This window comes from Streptomyces mobaraensis NBRC 13819 = DSM 40847, from assembly GCF_017916255.1.
Lineage (GTDB): Bacteria > Actinomycetota > Actinomycetes > Streptomycetales > Streptomycetaceae > Streptomyces > Streptomyces mobaraensis.
Window position 1 is genome coordinate 3354513 of record NZ_CP072827.1, and the last position, 15458, is coordinate 3369970.

Annotated in this window: 12 protein-coding genes and 1 pseudogene; 5 read left to right on the forward strand and 8 right to left on the reverse strand. The window is 73.5% G+C overall.

Going from position 1 to position 15458, the window contains the following annotated elements; translation table 11 throughout:
* Nucleotides 1-2 precede the first annotated feature (2 nt).
* The 8 genes and pseudogenes from J7W19_RS14150 to J7W19_RS14185 form a co-directional block, all read right to left on the reverse strand.
* Nucleotides 3-1994, reverse strand: coding sequence for an NADH-quinone oxidoreductase subunit 5 family protein (locus J7W19_RS14150; RefSeq protein WP_004941668.1), 1992 nt, complete (start codon nucleotides 1992-1994; stop codon nucleotides 3-5).
* The gene (gene nuoK / locus J7W19_RS14155; RefSeq protein ID WP_004941670.1) at nucleotides 1991-2365 is read right to left on the reverse strand and encodes an NADH-quinone oxidoreductase subunit NuoK; all 375 of its coding nucleotides are present in this window, start codon (nucleotides 2363-2365) and stop codon (nucleotides 1991-1993) included. The genes J7W19_RS14150 and nuoK overlap by 4 nt, the downstream gene beginning before the upstream one ends.
* Nucleotides 2365-2958, reverse strand: coding sequence for an NADH-quinone oxidoreductase subunit J family protein (locus J7W19_RS14160; RefSeq protein WP_004941673.1), 594 nt, complete (start codon nucleotides 2956-2958; stop codon nucleotides 2365-2367). Before J7W19_RS14160 ends, nuoK begins: the two co-directional genes overlap by 1 nt.
* The gene (locus tag J7W19_RS14165) at nucleotides 2955-3563 is read right to left on the reverse strand and encodes a NuoI/complex I 23 kDa subunit family protein (protein ID WP_004941676.1); all 609 of its coding nucleotides are present in this window, start codon (nucleotides 3561-3563) and stop codon (nucleotides 2955-2957) included. Before J7W19_RS14165 ends, J7W19_RS14160 begins: the two co-directional genes overlap by 4 nt.
* Nucleotides 3560-4531, reverse strand: a complete 972-nt coding sequence (locus J7W19_RS14170) for a complex I subunit 1/NuoH family protein (protein WP_004941679.1) — start codon at nucleotides 4529-4531, stop codon at nucleotides 3560-3562. The genes J7W19_RS14165 and J7W19_RS14170 overlap by 4 nt, the downstream gene beginning before the upstream one ends.
* Nucleotides 4528-6618, reverse strand: coding sequence for an NADH-quinone oxidoreductase subunit C (locus tag J7W19_RS33665; RefSeq protein ID WP_325176061.1), 2091 nt, complete (start codon nucleotides 6616-6618; stop codon nucleotides 4528-4530). Before J7W19_RS33665 ends, J7W19_RS14170 begins: the two co-directional genes overlap by 4 nt.
* 173 nt (nucleotides 6619-6791) lie before the next feature.
* Nucleotides 6792-7508, reverse strand: a pseudogene (locus J7W19_RS14180) (NADH-quinone oxidoreductase subunit B); the annotation flags it as partial.
* Complete coding sequence (locus J7W19_RS14185; protein WP_004941686.1) at nucleotides 7478-7903, reverse strand: NADH-quinone oxidoreductase subunit A; 426 nt, start codon at nucleotides 7901-7903, stop codon at nucleotides 7478-7480. The gene J7W19_RS14185 and the pseudogene J7W19_RS14180, both read right to left, overlap by 31 nt.
* Before the next feature lie 184 nt (nucleotides 7904-8087).
* Between J7W19_RS14185 and J7W19_RS14190 the strand changes: the two genes are divergently transcribed.
* The 5 genes from J7W19_RS14190 to J7W19_RS14210 all read left to right on the forward strand — a co-directional run bounded on the left by J7W19_RS14190 (nucleotide 8088) and on the right by J7W19_RS14210 (nucleotide 15278).
* Nucleotides 8088-9308 carry a sensor histidine kinase gene (locus J7W19_RS14190; protein WP_411848835.1) on the forward strand — a complete coding sequence of 407 codons (1221 nt, stop codon included), beginning with the start codon at nucleotides 8088-8090 and terminating at the stop codon, nucleotides 9306-9308.
* A gap of 270 nt (nucleotides 9309-9578) precedes the next feature.
* Nucleotides 9579-10919: a sensor histidine kinase gene (locus J7W19_RS14195; protein WP_004941695.1), complete on the forward strand. Its 1341-nt coding sequence runs from the start codon at nucleotides 9579-9581 to the stop codon at nucleotides 10917-10919.
* A gap of 251 nt (nucleotides 10920-11170) precedes the next feature.
* The gene (locus tag J7W19_RS14200; protein WP_004941698.1) at nucleotides 11171-11830 is read left to right on the forward strand and encodes a response regulator transcription factor; all 660 of its coding nucleotides are present in this window, start codon (nucleotides 11171-11173) and stop codon (nucleotides 11828-11830) included.
* Nucleotides 11831-12241: 411 nt separating this feature from the next.
* On the forward strand, nucleotides 12242-14236 hold the full coding sequence (locus J7W19_RS14205; protein ID WP_004941699.1) for a 2-oxoacid:acceptor oxidoreductase subunit alpha: 1995 nt from the start codon (nucleotides 12242-12244) through the stop codon (nucleotides 14234-14236).
* Nucleotides 14229-15278, forward strand: coding sequence for a 2-oxoacid:ferredoxin oxidoreductase subunit beta (locus J7W19_RS14210; protein WP_004941702.1), 1050 nt, complete (start codon nucleotides 14229-14231; stop codon nucleotides 15276-15278). The genes J7W19_RS14205 and J7W19_RS14210 overlap by 8 nt, the downstream gene beginning before the upstream one ends.
* The last annotated feature ends 180 nt before the right edge of the window (nucleotides 15279-15458 follow it).

Consider the following 15458-nt stretch of genomic DNA (forward strand, 5'->3'; position numbering starts at 1 on the left):
GATCAGGCTCCGGAGGCGACGAGGACGGCGGCGACGGCCAGGACGACGGAGCCCGCGAACAGGACGCTCAGGTAGGTCTGGGTGTTGCCGGTCTGGGCCCGGCGGACGGCCGCGCCCAGCAGGCCGGGGGCGGACGCCGCACCGCGCACATAGGTCTCGACGACCTCGCGGTCGAGGAAGCGGGCGAGGCGGGCGGCACCGCGCGCCGGGCGGACGGCGACGGCGTGCGCGACGGCGTCCAGGTGGAAGCCGGCGGCGGCGTGCCGGTGCAGCGGGCCGAGCAGGAGCCGGCCGGGGTCGGCGGGGTCCTGGGCACCGGAGGGGCTGCCGTACGCGGCCTCGTGGGTGGCGATGGCCTCCTCTTCGGAGACGGCCGGGGCCTCGTCCGGGTCCGCGGCCACCGCGCCGAGCGGGGCGCGGGCGGCGAGGGCCGCGGTGCGCCGCCACGCGGCGACGACGACGAGCACGCCGGCGAGCGCGCAGCCGGTCGACAGGAGGGAGGTGGTGAGCGTGGGGGCCAGGGAGCCGCCGTCGAACCAGTCGGGGAGCTTCCAGGCGGCGAGCCCGAAGGCGGCGGTGGGGATGAGCAGCACCCACAGGACGGCCGTCATGGCGGCGGGCTGCCGGCCGTGATCGGCGGCCTCGGGGCCGCTGCCGCGGAAGGCGAGCAGCCACAGGCGGGTGGCGTAGGCGGCGGTCAGGACGGCGGTGAGCAGGCCGGCGACCAGCACCGTCCAGCCGACCGCGCCCGGGATGCCGTCCGCCTCGCCGCGGGCGGCGTGCTCGGCGGCGCCCAGCACGGCCTCCTTGGAGAAGAAGCCGCTGAAGGGCGGGATCGCGGCGAGCGCGACGAGGGCGACGGTCATCGTCCAGAACGCGTCGGGGACGCGCCGGGCGAGGCCGCCCATGCGGGCCGTGGCGGCCAGCGAGTTGGTGCCGGCGGCGTGGATGACCACGCCCGCCCCGAGGAAGAGGAGGGCCTTGAACGCGCCGTGCGAGACGAGGTGGAAGACGGCGGCGCCGCGGTCGCCGACGGCCAGGGCACCGGTCATGTAGCCGAGCTGGCCGACGGTCGAGTAGGCGAGGACGCGCTTGATGTCGTCCTGCGCGAGCGCGGCGACGGCCGAGCCGACCATGGTGACCGCCGCCATCACGGCGAGCACCGCGAGGGCCGCGGTGGAGGCGGCGAAGACGGGGAGGAGCCGGGCGACGAGGTAGACGCCGGCCGCGACCATCGTCGCGGCGTGGATCAGCGCGGACACCGGCGTGGGGCCGGCCATCGCGTCGGGCAGCCACGTGTGCAGCGGGAACTGGGCGGACTTGCCCGCCACCCCGGCGAGCAGCAGCAGCGCCGTGAGGGTGGGGTGGGCGAGGTCGCCGGACGCGGCCGTGCGCACGATGCCGTCGATGCGGAACGTCCCGGCGTCGTCGGCGAGCGCGAACACGCCGATCAGGAAGGGGACGTCGCCGAGCTTGGTGACCAGGAACGCCTTGAGGGAGGCGGCGCGGGCGGCCTCGGTCTCCCAGTAGTGGCCGACGAGGAAGTACGAGCAGATGCCCATGACCTCCCAGCCGACCAGCAGCACCATCAGGTCGCCCGAGTAGACGACGAGGAGCATCGCGGAGGTGAAGAGGGAGACCAGCGCGGCGTAGGACGGGTAGCGCGGGTCGTCGCGCAGGTAGGCCGTCGAGTACAGCTGGACGCAGGTGGCGACCACGCCGACGAGCACGGCGACGAGGACGGCGAAGCCGTCCAGGTGCAGGGCCAGGTCGATGGGGACGGAACCGGTCGGGGTGAGCCGGGTCGCCGCGTCGAGGGCCCGGCCGCCGCCCTGCTGCCAGGCGACGACGACGGCGAGCACGGCGGCGACGGCGGTCGGCAGGAGGGCGAGCGGGCGGACGAGTCCGGGCGCGCGGCGGCCCGCCAGGATGCCGCCGACGGCGCCCAGGAAGGGCAGCAGCGGGACGAGGGCGGCGGTGGTCGTGGTCGTCACGAGGCGGCCTCGGCCTTCTGCTCGCGGTCGGTGGTGCCGTCTTCGCGTGCGGTTCCGTCCGCGTCGTCCTCGCGGAGGTCGCGGAGCCGGTCGAGGTCGGCGGTGCCGCGGTTGCGGTGGACGAGCAGGACGATGGCCAGGCCGATGCCGATCTCGGCGGCGGCGATGGCGATGGTGAACAGGGTGAGCGCCTGCCCGGCGTGCAGCTCGTCGCGCAGCCAGACGTCGAAGGCGACGAGGTTGAGGTTGACGGCGTTGAGCATCAGCTCGACGGACATCAGCACCAGGATGGCGTTGCGCCGGGCGAGGACGCCGTAGAGGCCGGTGCAGAAGAGGAGGGCGGCGAGGACGGCGGGGTAGATCAGGTGCATCAGCGGACCTCGTCCTTCCGCCGCTCTTCCGCGGGCTCGTTCTCCTTGCCGCGCCGGGACAGCACGATCGCGCCGACGAGCGCGGCGAGCAGGAGGACGGAGAGCGCTTCGAAGGGCAGCACCCAATAGCGGAAGAGCATCTCGCCGGACACCTTGGTCGAGCCCTGGACCGGTCCGCGGACGTCGATCCAGGTCCGGCGGAAGGCGTCCGCGACCACCCAGACCAGCGCGACGGCGGCGGTACCGGCGACCGCGATCGCCACGGGCCGGTTGCCGGAGTCGGCGTCCGGCGAGCGGCCGATGGGCGCCTTGGTCAGCATCAGCCCGAACAGCAGGAGGACGACCACCGAGCCGACGTAGATCAGCACCTGCACCCAGGCCACGAACTCGGCCGTGAGCAGCAGGTACTCCACGGCCAGCCCGCCGAGCGTCACGACCAGCCACAGTGCGGCGTGCACCAGCTGCCGGGTGGTGACGGTCAGCACGGCGGCGCCGAGGGTGACGAGGCCGACGAGGAGGAAGGCGACCTCGACGCCGGTGGGCGAGAGGAAGCCGTGCGCGCCCGAGGCGAGTGCGACGCCGTGGGTGCTCATGCTCCGTCCTCCTTCGCTTCTTTCGTTTCCTGCTCTGCCTGTGCTTCCTGAGCCGCCTGCGCGGCTTGGGCCGCCTGTGCTGCTTGGGCCGCCGCCATCTTCTCGGCCGTCTTGCGGGCCGCCGCGACCTCCTTGGGCTCCTCCGCCGCCGGGTCGAGCGCGGACGGCTCGGGCACGGTCCACATCCACTCGCGGAGCCGGTCGCGTTCGTGGGTGAGGTCGAGGATGTCCGTCTCGGCGTACTCGAACTCCGGCGACCAGAAGAGGGCGTCGAACGGACACACCTCGATGCAGATGCCGCAGTACATGCACAGCGCGAAGTCGATCGCGAACCGGTCGAGGACGTTGCGGCTGCGCTCGCGCCCGCCCGGCGCGGCCGGGGGGACGGTCTCCTTGTGGGAGTCGATGTAGATGCACCAGTCGGGGCACTCGCGGGCGCACAGCATGCAGACCGTGCAGTTCTCCTCGAACAGGCCGATCACGCCGCGGGTGCGGGGCGCGAGTTCGGGCTGCGCGTCGGGGTACTGGACCGTCTGCGTGCGCCGGGTGAGCGTCCGCAGGGTGACGGCCAGGCCCTTGGCCAGGCCGCTGCCGGGGATGTTCATGAGATCGCCACCTTGACGACGCCGGTCAGCGCGATCTGCGCGAGGGCGAGCGGGATGAGCACGGTCCAGGCGAGCTTCTGCAGCTGGTCCTCGCGCAGCCGCGGGTAGCTCACCCGCAGCCAGATCACGACGAACGCGAGCACCGCCGTCTTGAGCAGCGTCCACACCCAGCCGAGCCCGTCGGCCCCGAACGGGCCGTGCCAGCCGCCGAGGAACAGCACGGTCGTCAGCCCGCAGAGGACGACGATGCCCGCGTACTCGGACAGCAGGAACATCGCGAACCGCAGGCCTGTGTACTCGGTGTACGCGCCGAAGATGATCTCGGAGTCGGCCACCGGCATGTCGAACGGCGGCCGTTGCAGCTCGGCCAGGCCGGCGGTGAAGAACACCAGCCCGCCGACGATCTGCCAGGGCACCCACCACCAGTGGAACGCGTCCAGGATCCCGGGCAGCGAGACCGTGCCCGCGGCCATCGCCACGGAGGCGGCGGCGAGCAGCATCGGCAGCTCGTACGCCATCAGCTGCGCGGCCGTCCGCAGGCCGCCGAGGAGGGAGAACTTGTTCGCCGACGCCCAGCCGGCCATGAGCGAGCCGAGCACGCCCACGCCCATCACCGCGAGGACGAAGAACACGCCCGCGTCGATGTACCAGCCGACCGCCCTGCCGGGGCCGATCGGGATCGCGACGAGGACGAGGAGGTAGGGCAGCAGCGCGACGGCCGGCGCGAGCTGGAAGACCCGCCGGTCGGCCTCGGCCGGGACGATGTCCTCCTTCTGCGCGAACTTCACGCCGTCCGCGACGAGCTGAGCCCACCCGTGGAACCCGCCCGCGTACATCGGCCCGAGCCGGCCCTGCATATGGGCCATCACCTTGTGCTCCATCTGCCCCACGAGCAGCGGGAACACCAGGAAGACCCCGAACAGGGCCACGAGGCGCAGCACCACGTCGAGGGCGTCGCTGCTGCTCATGCGGGGTCGCCTCCGGCGGGGTCAGGGTCGTTCTCGGGGGCGCCGCCGTCGGGGGCGGCGGGTCGCTTCCCGCGGGGGGCGGGGGGCGTGGCGGCGGAGCCGCCGGGGGCGGCGGGCTTGTCGCCGTCCGGCGCGGGGAGCTTGTCGCCGGGCGCGGCAGGCTTCTCGTCGGGCGCGGGGCGCTTCTCGCCTGACGCTCCGAGCTTGTCGCCGGACGCGGCAGGCTCCTCGCCCGACGCTGCGAGCTTGTCGCCGGGCGCGGCGGGCTTCTCGTCGTCGGGTGCGACGGGCTTCTCGCCGGGCGCGGCAGGCTCCTCGCCGGGCGCGGGGCGCTTCTCGCCCGACGCTGCGAGCTTGTCGCCGGACGCGGCAGGCTCCTCGCCCGACGCTGCGAGCTTGTCGCCGGGCGCGGCGGGCTTCTCGTCGTCGGGTGCGACGGGCTTCTCGCCGGGCGCGGCAGGCTCCTCGCCGGGCGCGGGGCGCTTCTCGCCCGACGCTGCGAGCTTGTCGCCGGACGCGGCAGGCTCCTCGCCCGACGCTGCGAGCTTGTCGCCGGGCGCGGCGGGCTTCTCGTCGTCGGGTGCGACGGGCTTCTCGCCGGGCGCGGCAGGCTCCTCGCCGGGGGCGGGGCGCTTCTCGCCCGACGCTGCGAGCTTGTCGCCGGACGCGGCAGGCTCCTCGCCCGACGCTGCGAGCTTGTCGCCGGGCGCGGCAGGGCTCGCGGTCGGTGCGTTCTGGTGGGTGGGGGTGACCGTCCCGGGGGTGGCCGTTTTCGGTGTCTCGGCCGTTTCCGGCGTTGCGGGCTTCGCCGTGGGTGGGGTCGAGGGGGCGGTGGGGTGGTCCGCCGGAGGCGGCGTTCCGGTCGACGGCTCGTCGAAGGCCGGGCGGGCGTGGTGCCACGGGGCGTCGGACGAGCGCGGGGCCGGGCGGCGGGTGGCCGGGGTGGACTCCGGGGCGCCCGCCGGCGTGTTCGCGGAGGTCGGGCCCGTACCCGCATCCGTACCGGACTGGCTCACCGAGCCGTCGCTCGCGCTCCGCGTGCGCCGGGGCGTCGCGCCGGCGGCGCCCTGGCTCGCCGAGCCGTCGGCCGCGCTGCGCGTACGCCGGGGACCGGCGGCGCCGGTTCGGGTCTCGTCCTGGCTCGCCGAACCGTCCGCCGCGCTCCGGTCGCGCCGCGGAACGGCGGGGTCCGCCTGGGTCTGGCTCGCGGAGCCCTCCGATGCGCTGCGCGTCCGGCGCGGCGCCGGAGCGGCGGCCTCCGGGGCCGTCGGTACGGACTGGCTCGCCGAACCGTCGGCCGCGCTGCGCGACCGTCGGGGAGCGGCCGCGTCGGTCTGGGTCTGGCTCGCGGAGCCCTCCGATGCGCTGCGCGCGCGGCGCGGCGGGGCCGCCGCGTCCTGGCTCGCGGAGCCCTCGCCCGCGGTGCGGGTGCGCCGGACCGGGCGGTCGCCCGCCGCGGCCGGGCCCGCCGCTCGGGCGGCGCGCGCCGGACGGGCCGGGGCGGGCGGAAGCTGGCCCTTGAGCGGGCCCCACTCGTTGGGGTCGGGGACGCCGGGCGGGAGCATCTGCCGCCGCTTGGGCCCGCCATGGTCGGATTCGCCCGGCTCCTTCGCGCCCGGCCACGCCTTGACGACCCGCGCCGCCAGGACGAAGTCCTTGCGCAGCGGGTGGCCTTCGAAGCCTTCGGGGAGCAGCAGCGGCACCAGGTTCGGGTGGCCGGTGAAGTCGACGCCGAACATCTCGTGCGTCTCGCGCTCGTGCCAGCCCGCGCCGGCGTACACCCCGACCGCGGTCGGCAGCGCGGGCGCGTCGTGCGGCACGGTGGTGCGGACGACGAGACGGCGGACGGACGCGTCGGCGCCGGTCGGCAGGGCGACGAGGTGGGCGCAGACGAGGAAGCCCGTGCCGGGCTCGTCGACGGCGCTCAGCCAGTCGAAGAAGGTGCAGCCGAGCACGTCGCGGGCGGCGGTGAGGGCGGTGATCCAGGACGCGGCGGGGACGTCGACGGTGAGCAGGCCGTACGCCTCCTCGGCGGTGGCGTCCGCGCCGAAGAGGTCGGTGACGGGTGCGGGCAGCCAGCCGGTCATCGGCCGTCCTCCCCGGAGCCGTCCGCCGGGCCGTTCCCGGAGGCGTTCTCGGGACCGTTCGCCGAGCCGCCAGCCGGGCCGCTCCCGGAGCCGTTCGCCCGGCCGTTCCCGGAGGCGGCCTCAGGGCCGTTCCCGGAACGGGTCTCGGTTCCGGTCCCGATTCCGGTTCCGGTCCCGGTCCCGGTCCCGGTTCCGGTTCCGGTGTCGGCCCCAGGGCCGCTCCCCGGTCCCTCCCCAGCCCCCGCCACCGGCGGCGTCACCGGCGCGCTGCGCAGCTCCGCGACCGACGCGGCCGGCACCGCGGCGGCCGGCGCCGCACCCACCGGCGCCGTACCCCCCGGCGCCGACGCGCCGTACCGCTCCGCCGTCGATTCCGCCGCGATCTTCTCCTGCAGCTTGAGGATGCCCTGCAGCAGCGCCTCCGGCCGGGGCGGGCAGCCGGGGACGTAGACGTCCACCGGGATGATCTGGTCGACGCCCTTGGTCACGGAGTACGAGTCCCAGTAGGGGCCGCCGCAGTTGGAGCAGGCGCCGAACGAGATGACGTACTTCGGCTCGGGCATCTGCTCGTACAGCCGCTTCACGGCGGGCGCCATCTTGTCCGTCACCGTGCCGGAGACGATCATCAGGTCGGCCTGCCGGGGTCCGGGCGCGAACGGGATGACGCCCAGGCGGATGAAGTCGTGCCGGGCCATGGACGCGGCGATGAACTCGATCGCACAGCAGGCGAGGCCGAAGTTGAACACCCAGAGGCTGTAGCGGCGGCCCCAGTTCAGGACCACCTTCATGGGCTCGGGGGCCAGCCGGGCCAGCGCGCCCAGGCGGCGGGGCTCGGGCAGGCCGACCGGCTCGGCGCGTGTCACGTCCACTCCAGGACGCCCTTCTTCCATGCGTACAACAGGCCAACGGCGAGGAAGCCGAGGAAGACGAACATCTCGACCAGGGTGGCGGCCCCGTACCCGGGCGCGGCGAAGACCGTCGCCCAGGGGAACAGGAAGACCGAGTCCACCGCGAAGATCACGTACAGGAAGGCGTAGACGTAGTACCGCACCTGGGTGTGGGCCCAGCCCTCGCCGACGGGGTCCACGCCGCACTCGTACGTCAGCAGCTTCTCCGGCGTCGGGACGACGGGCCGCAGCAGCCGTCCGGCGCCGAACGCGACGGCGACGAACAGCACGCCGAGGACGCCGAGCAGGGCGACCAGGCCGTAGCCGTCGAAGTAGGCGGCGGATTCCGCCGCGAGCCGGGCGTCGGCCGTCGCGATGCGCGCGGTTGCCTCCGGCACGTCCGGCCCCTCACTCCCTGTGTGCGGCTGTTCGTCCGCATTCGACGATCTGTACGCACAGGAGTCTAGGCGCTACGGGCCGGGGACCGGGCAGCGCTGCCCGGCCGGGGGTGGGGTTCTCCCCACCGGGGCGTTCCCGGGGCCCCCATGGCGGGGAGCCAGGGGCTCCGGGCAGGCTTGGACCGTGACCGCTCGCACCCCCGCCCCGATCCACACCGGTCCCCGGCCCCGGGTCCCCGGCCCCCACGAGGCCGGGCCGGAGGACGAGCGGCTGCCGCCCGCCCGGTTCGCCTTCGACGCGTGGACCTGGAAGGAGGTCCTGTACCTGCTGAGCAACCTGCTGACGTCGCTGCTCGGGTTCGTCTACGTGGCGGTATGGCTGTTCGCGGGCGTGCTGCTGTCGGTCACCGTGGTGGGTCTGCCGCTGCTGGCGGCGGGCCTGATGGGCGTGCGGTTCGTGGGACGGATGGAGCGGGGCCGGGCGCGGGCGCTGCTGGGCGTCCGGGTCGACGAACCGAGCCCGCTGCCGCGCGGCGGGTCCCGCCGGGGGGCCGTCGGCTGGGTCTGGCGGACGCTCAAGGACACGGTGGCCTGGCGCACCACGCTGTACACGCTGGTCCGGCTGCCCTGGGGCGTGCTCACCTTCGGCGTGACCCTGGCCGCCCTCTTCGTCGCCTGGCCGGTGCTCGGGCACCTCGCGCGGGCCATGGCCTCGGTCGACCGGGCGATGGCGCGGGGGCTGCTGAGCCCGTCCGACGAGCTGGAGCGGCGCGTGGCGGAGCTGGAGCAGGACCGGGGGATCGTGGTCGACACGGCCGCCGCCGACCTGCGGCGCATCGAACGCGACCTGCACGACGGCGCCCAGGCCCGGCTCGTCGCCCTCGCCATGGGGCTGGGGCTGGCGAAGGAGAAGGTCCTGGAGGACCCGGAGGCCGCCGCGAAAATGGTCGACGAGGCGCACGGAGAGGTGAAACTCGCCCTCCAGGAGCTGCGCGACCTCGCCCGCGGCATCCACCCCGCCGTCCTCACCGACCGCGGCCTCGACGCCGCCCTCTCCTCCGTCGCCGGCCGCTGCACCGTCCCCGTCGCCGTCCACGTCGACCTCGACAGCCGCCCGGCCCCCGCCATCGAGGGCATCGCCTACTTCACCGTCTCGGAACTCCTCCAGAACGTCAGCAAGCACAGCCGGGCCCGGACCGCCGAGGTCGAGGTGTGGCGGAGGGACGACCGGCTGCTGCTCCAGGTGCGGGACGACGGGCAGGGCGGCGCGTCCACCACCGGCGGCAGCGGACTGGCCGGGCTCGCCGAGCGGCTCGGCTCGGTCGACGGCCTGTTCGAGGTGGACTCGCCCGTCGGTGGCCCGACGGTGGTCACGGCCGAACTGCCGTGGCGCTCCCGGGGCTGACGGCGGGGGACGTTCCTCCGTTCCCGGGCCCGTCCGTCCCGGTCCCGTCCGTCCCGGTCCCGGAAGACCCGCACGCCCCTGGGGCATCCGGAAGACCCGCACGACCGTGAGGGGTCCGGAAGACCCCAAGTCCCCTGAAGGGGTAGGGACAACCCCACCCCGAGGACACCCACCCACCGCATGGTCCGGCCCTCCCCCTACGGGAGAACCTGGAGTCATCCCGCACTTCCGGCGGACGCGACGGACGCAGAGGACAGAGGAACCCTGGAGATGGCCATCGACTACGGAGACCACGGTTACCCGACCGCCCCGGCGGAACGGCACCACCGGCTGCCGCTCGCGCTGCGGGCCCCCCTGTCGGGGCGCACCTGGCGCGCGTTCCTCTACCTCCAGCTGAGCCTGCCGATCTCGATCGCCGGGTTCACCTGGGCCGTCGCCACCGTCTCGATGGGCCTCGGCCTCATGGTCACCTTCATCGGCCTGCCCGTGCTGGCCCTCGGCCTCGCCGGGGCCCGGGTGCTGGGCGCGGTGGAGCGGACCCGGACCCGGCTGCTGCTGGACGCGGACGTCGAGGGGCCGCTCCCCGTCCAGGCGGAGAACCGGAACGGCGGCTTCATGGGCTGGGTGTGGGCGCTGCTCAAGAGCGGTGCGTCCTGGCGGCACCTGGTCTACGCGGTGGTGCAGATGCCGTGGGCCGTCTGCACGTTCACGGCGTCGCTGATCCTCCAGTGCCTGGGCTGGAGCCTGTTCCTCTACCCGGCCTACCAGTGGATGTACCCGACGTGGTGGGGACAGCCGGGCATGCAGGTCTTCAGCGACCGCGACCACGAGGTCTACCTCGACAACCCCTTCGAGGTCGCCTCCGCCTCCGCCGTCGGCCTGGTGATCGTCCTGGCCACGCCGTGGCTGCTCCACGGCATGGCCACCATGGACCGGATGCTGGTGAAGTCCCTGCTCGGCCCGTCGAAGCTGGCCGTCCGGGTCGCCCGGCTGGAGCAGGACCGCGGCGTCGTGGTCGACACGGCCGCCGCCGACCTGCGGCGCATCGAGCGCGACCTGCACGACGGCGCCCAGGCCCGCCTCGTCGCCCTCGCCATGGACCTCGGCATGGCCAAGGAGAAGCTGCTGGAGGACCCGGAGGCCGCCGCGAAAATGGTCGACGAGGCGCACGGAGAGGTGAAGATCGCCCTCCAGGAGCTACGCGACCTCGCCCGCGGCATCCACCCCGCCGTCCTCACCGACCGCGGCCTCGACGCCGCCCTCTCCTCCGTCGCCGGCCGCTGCACCGTCCCCGTCGCCGTCCACGTCGACCTCGACAGCCGCCCGGCCCCCGCCATCGAGGGCATCGCCTACTTCACCGTCTCGGAACTCCTCCAGAACGTCAGCAAGCACAGCCGGGCCCGGAGCGCGCGGGTGGAGGTGTGGCGCTCGGGCAACCGCGTGATGCTCCAGGTGTGGGACGACGGGCGGGGCGGCGCGTCCACCGCCGAGGGCAGCGGGCTGGCCGGGCTCGCCGAGCGGCTCGGCTCGGTCGACGGCCTGCTGGTGGTCGACTCCCCCGCCGGCGGCCCCACCACCGTCACCGCGGAGCTGCCCTGGCGCGACCGCTGACGCCGCCCGGCCCCCTTACGGCCCCGGAACGTCCGTCCCGGGGCCGTTCGCCACGATGCCGAAGCGTTTCCCCTGCGATGCCCGGGGCCGATTCCCCTGCGATGCCCGTGGCCGTTTCACTGCGATGCCGGGCCCGTTTTGCTGCGATGCTGTGAGGCGTCGATGCTGTGGGGCGTCGCAGTCGTAGCGCGGGCCGGAGCGTCCGCCGGAAACAGGGGGCCGGACGCGTGGTCGAGAACGCCGCGGACAGGGTGCGGGTGGTCATCGCCGAGGACTCGGTGCTGCTCAGGGAGGGCCTGACCCGGCTGCTCACCGACCGCGGCCACGAGGTCGTGGCGGGGGTGGGGGACGCCGAGGCGCTGCTGAAGGCGGTGCGGGTGCTGGCCGACGAGGGGGCGCTGCCGGACGTGGTGGTGGCGGACGTCCGGATGCCCCCGACCCACACGGACGAGGGTGTCCGCGCCTCCGTCCAGCTCCGCCGGGACCACCCGGACCTGGGTGTCCTGGTCCTTTCGCAGTATGTCGAGGAGCAGTACGCGACCGAACTGCTCGCCGGCAGCAGCCGCGGGGTCGGCTACCTGCTCAAGGACCGGGTGGCCGAGGTGCGGGAGTTCGTGGACGCCGTGGTCCGGGTGGCCCGCGGCGGCACCGCGCTGGACCCCGAGGTCGTCGCGCAGCTCCTGGGCCGCAGCCGCAAACAGGACGTCCTGGCCGGACTCACCCCGCGCGAGCGGGAGGTGCTGGGGCTGATGGCGGAGGGCCGGACGAACGGCGCCATCGCCCGGCAGCTCGTGGTGAGCGACGGAGCCGTGGAGAAGCACGTCAGCAACATCTTCATGAAACTTGGGTTGTCGCCCAGTGACGGGGATCACCGGCGGGTGCTCGCGGTGCTCACCTATCTGCGGTCGTGAGGGGCGCGGCGGTCGCGGGGGCCCGCCGGTTCCGGGGGCCGCGCCCCCGGGCCTCCCGGGAACGCGCCGTCCCCAGGCCCCGGGCGGACCGGAGCGTCCGGCGGGACGCGCTTGAACACCCGCCCGGCGATTCCGCTTCCGCTCACCTGACACCCCGTCAGCCCAGCCGGGATCGCGATCGGACGCCCGGCCTCCTCCTCCGGTCCTGGTCCTCGGGACGGAGGGCGTGCGCCGGAGCACCGGCGGGATCGAGGATGGCCGGAAGCGGGCATGCCAGGATGGGGGTGCTGCGGGGCCTTCCCATCCCGTGATCCGTCCCGGATGGCCATGCCCCGCCCACGTACGATGGCGATGGGAACGCCGGTCGGCACCTCGTGTGCGGGACCGCCGTCACGAGGGAGGTCCGAAGCAGTGACCAGCCAGGTCAGCAGCCCGGCCGAACAGGCCGAACCAGCCGAACAGCAGCCAGGCTTCTCCCCGCCCGGGGACGGGGACGAGCCGTCGCACCTCACCGGACAGCGCGCCTCCGCGCCGGAAGCGGGCTCGGGCGGCAAGGAGGTCCGCCGCCTGGACCGGGTGATCATCCGGTTCGCGGGTGACTCCGGTGACGGTATGCAGCTCACGGGTGACCGTTTCACGTCCGAGACGGCCTCGTTCGGCAATGACCTGTCCACCCTGCCGAACTTCCCCGCCGAGATCCGCGCCCCCGCCGGCACCCTGCCGGGCGTCTCGTCCTTCCAGCTGCACTTCGCCGACCACGACATCCTCACCCCCGGTGACGCCCCGAACGTCCTGGTCGCCATGAACCCCGCCGCCCTCAAGGCCAACATCGCGGACGTCCCGCGCGGCGCGGAGATCATCGTCAACACCGACGAGTTCACCAAACGCCCCATGGCCAAGGTCGGCTACGCCACCAGCCCGCTGGAGGACGGCTCGCTGGACGCCTACAACGTCCACCCCGTCCCGCTGACGACGCTGACGATCGAGGCGCTCAAGGAGTTCGGACTTTCCCGCAAGGAGGCCGAGCGCAGCAAGAACATGTTCGCGCTGGGGCTGTTGTCGTGGATGTACCACCGGCCGACGGAGAACACCGAGACGTTCCTGCGGAAGAAGTTCGCGAAGAAGCCGCAGATCGCCGAGGCGAACGTGGCGGCGTTCCGGGCGGGGTGGAACTTCGGCGAGACGACGGAGGACTTCGCCGTCTCCTACGAGGTCGCCCCGGCCGCCTCCGCCTTCCCGGCCGGTACCTACCGCAACATCTCCGGGAACCTGGCGCTGTCGTACGGGCTGATCGCCGCCTCCCGCCAGGCGGATCTGCCGCTGTACCTGGGCTCGTACCCGATCACCCCGGCCTCGGACATCCTGCACGAGCTGTCCAAGCACAAGAACTTCGGGGTGCGCACCTTCCAGGCCGAGGATGAGATCGCCGGCATCGGCGCGGCGCTGGGCGCGGCGTTCGGCGGGTCGCTGGCGGTGACGACGACGTCGGGGCCGGGCGTGGCGCTGAAGTCGGAGACGATCGGGCTGGCGGTCTCGCTCGAACTGCCGCTGCTGATCGTGGACATCCAGCGCGGTGGCCCCTCGACCGGTCTGCCGACCAAGACCGAGCAGGCCGACCTGTTGCAGGCGATGTACGGGCGCAACGGTGAGGCGCCGGTGCCGGTGGTGGCGCCGAAGACGCCGGCGGACTGCTTCGACGCGGCCCTGGACGCGGCGCGCATCGCGCTGACGTACCGGACTCCGGTGTTCCTGCTCTCCGACGGGTACCTGGCCAACGGCTCGGAGCCGTGGCGGATCCCGGAGCAGGACGAACTGCCGGACCTGCGGGTGCAGTTCGCGACCACGCCCAACCACGAGCTGGCGGACGGCACGGAGATCTTCTGGCCGTACAAGCGCGACCCCGAGACGCTGGCCCGCCCCTGGGCGGTACCGGGGACGCCGGGGCTGGAGCACCGCATCGGCGGGATCGAGAAGCAGGACGGCACGGGCAACATCTCCTACGACCCGGCCAACCACGACTTCATGGTCCGCACCCGGCAGGCGAAGATCGACGGGATCGCGGTTCCCGACATCGAGGTGGACGATCCCGCGGGCCAGGCGAGGACGCTGGTCCTGGGCTGGGGTTCGACCTACGGTCCGATCACCGCGGCCGTGCGCCGGGTACGCGCCGCCGGCGGACAGGTGGCCCAGGCGCACCTGCGTCACCTCAACCCCTTCCCGCGCAACCTGGGCGAGGTCCTGGGGCGCTACGAGACGGTCGTGGTGCCGGAGATGAACCTCGGCCAGCTCGCCACGCTGCTGCGTGCCAAGTACCTGGTGGACGTGCGCTCGCATACTCAGGTCAGCGGCATGCCGTTCAAGGCCGAGCAGCTCGCCACCGTGCTCAAGGAGGCCATCGATGTCTGAGGCGCTCAAACTGGTGCCCAAGGCGGAAGCCAAGCAGTCCATGAAGGACTTCAAGTCCGACCAGGAGGTGCGCTGGTGCCCGGGCTGCGGCGACTACGCCATCCTCGCCGCCGTGCAGGGGTTCATGCCCGAACTGGGGGTGGCGCGGGAGAACATCGTCTTCGTCTCCGGCATCGGCTGCTCCTCCCGCTTCCCGTACTACATGAACACCTACGGGATGCACTCCATCCACGGCCGCGCCCCGGCCATCGCCACGGGACTCGCCACCTCCCGCCGCGATTTGTCGGTGTGGGTGGTCACCGGTGACGGCGACGCGCTGTCCATCGGCGGCAACCACCTCATCCACGCGCTGCGCCGCAACGTCAACCTCAAGATCCTGCTGTTCAACAACCGGATCTACGGGCTGACCAAGGGCCAGTACAGCCCGACCTCCGAGGTCGGCAAGATCACCAAGTCGACGCCGATGGGCTCCCTCGACGCGCCCTTCAACCCGGTGTCCCTGGCGATCGGCGCCGAGGCGTCCTTCGTCGCCCGCACCATCGACTCCGACCGCAAGCACCTGACCGAGGTCCTGCGCCAGGCCGCCGACCACCCCGGCACGGCGCTGGTCGAGATCTACCAGAACTGCAACATCTTCAACGACAACGCCTTCGAGGCTCTGAAGGACAAGGAACAGGCGCAGGAGGCGGTGATCCGCCTCGAGCACGGGCAGCCGATCCGCTTCGGCGCGGACCTGTCCAAGGGCGTCGTCCGGGACCCGGCGACCGGTGACCTCGCGGTCGTCGAGGTCACGCCGGAGAACGAGGCGCAGGTGCTGGTGCACGACGCGCACTCCGCCTCCCCGACGACGGCGTTCGCACTGTCGCGGCTCGCCGACCCGGACACGCTGCACCACACCCCGATCGGGGTGCTGCGGAGTGTGGAGCGGCCGGTGTACGACACGTTGATGGCCGATCAGTTGGAGACGGCTGTGGAGCAGCGGGGCAAGGGGGACCTCGCGGGGCTGCTCGCGGGGGGCGACACGTGGACGGTGGTCGGGTAAGGGGTCCCCAAACCCGCCCTTTCACCGTTTCTTCCAGGGCTGCGCCCCGGACCCCGCATCGCGGCTTCGCCGTGAGGTCCTCAAACGCCGGACGGGTATTCAGCCCGCCCGGCGTTCGAGGTGAAAGGGCGGGACCGGGGCACCACCAAACGAGTGCCCCCGCCGCGTCGGGCCCGCCCG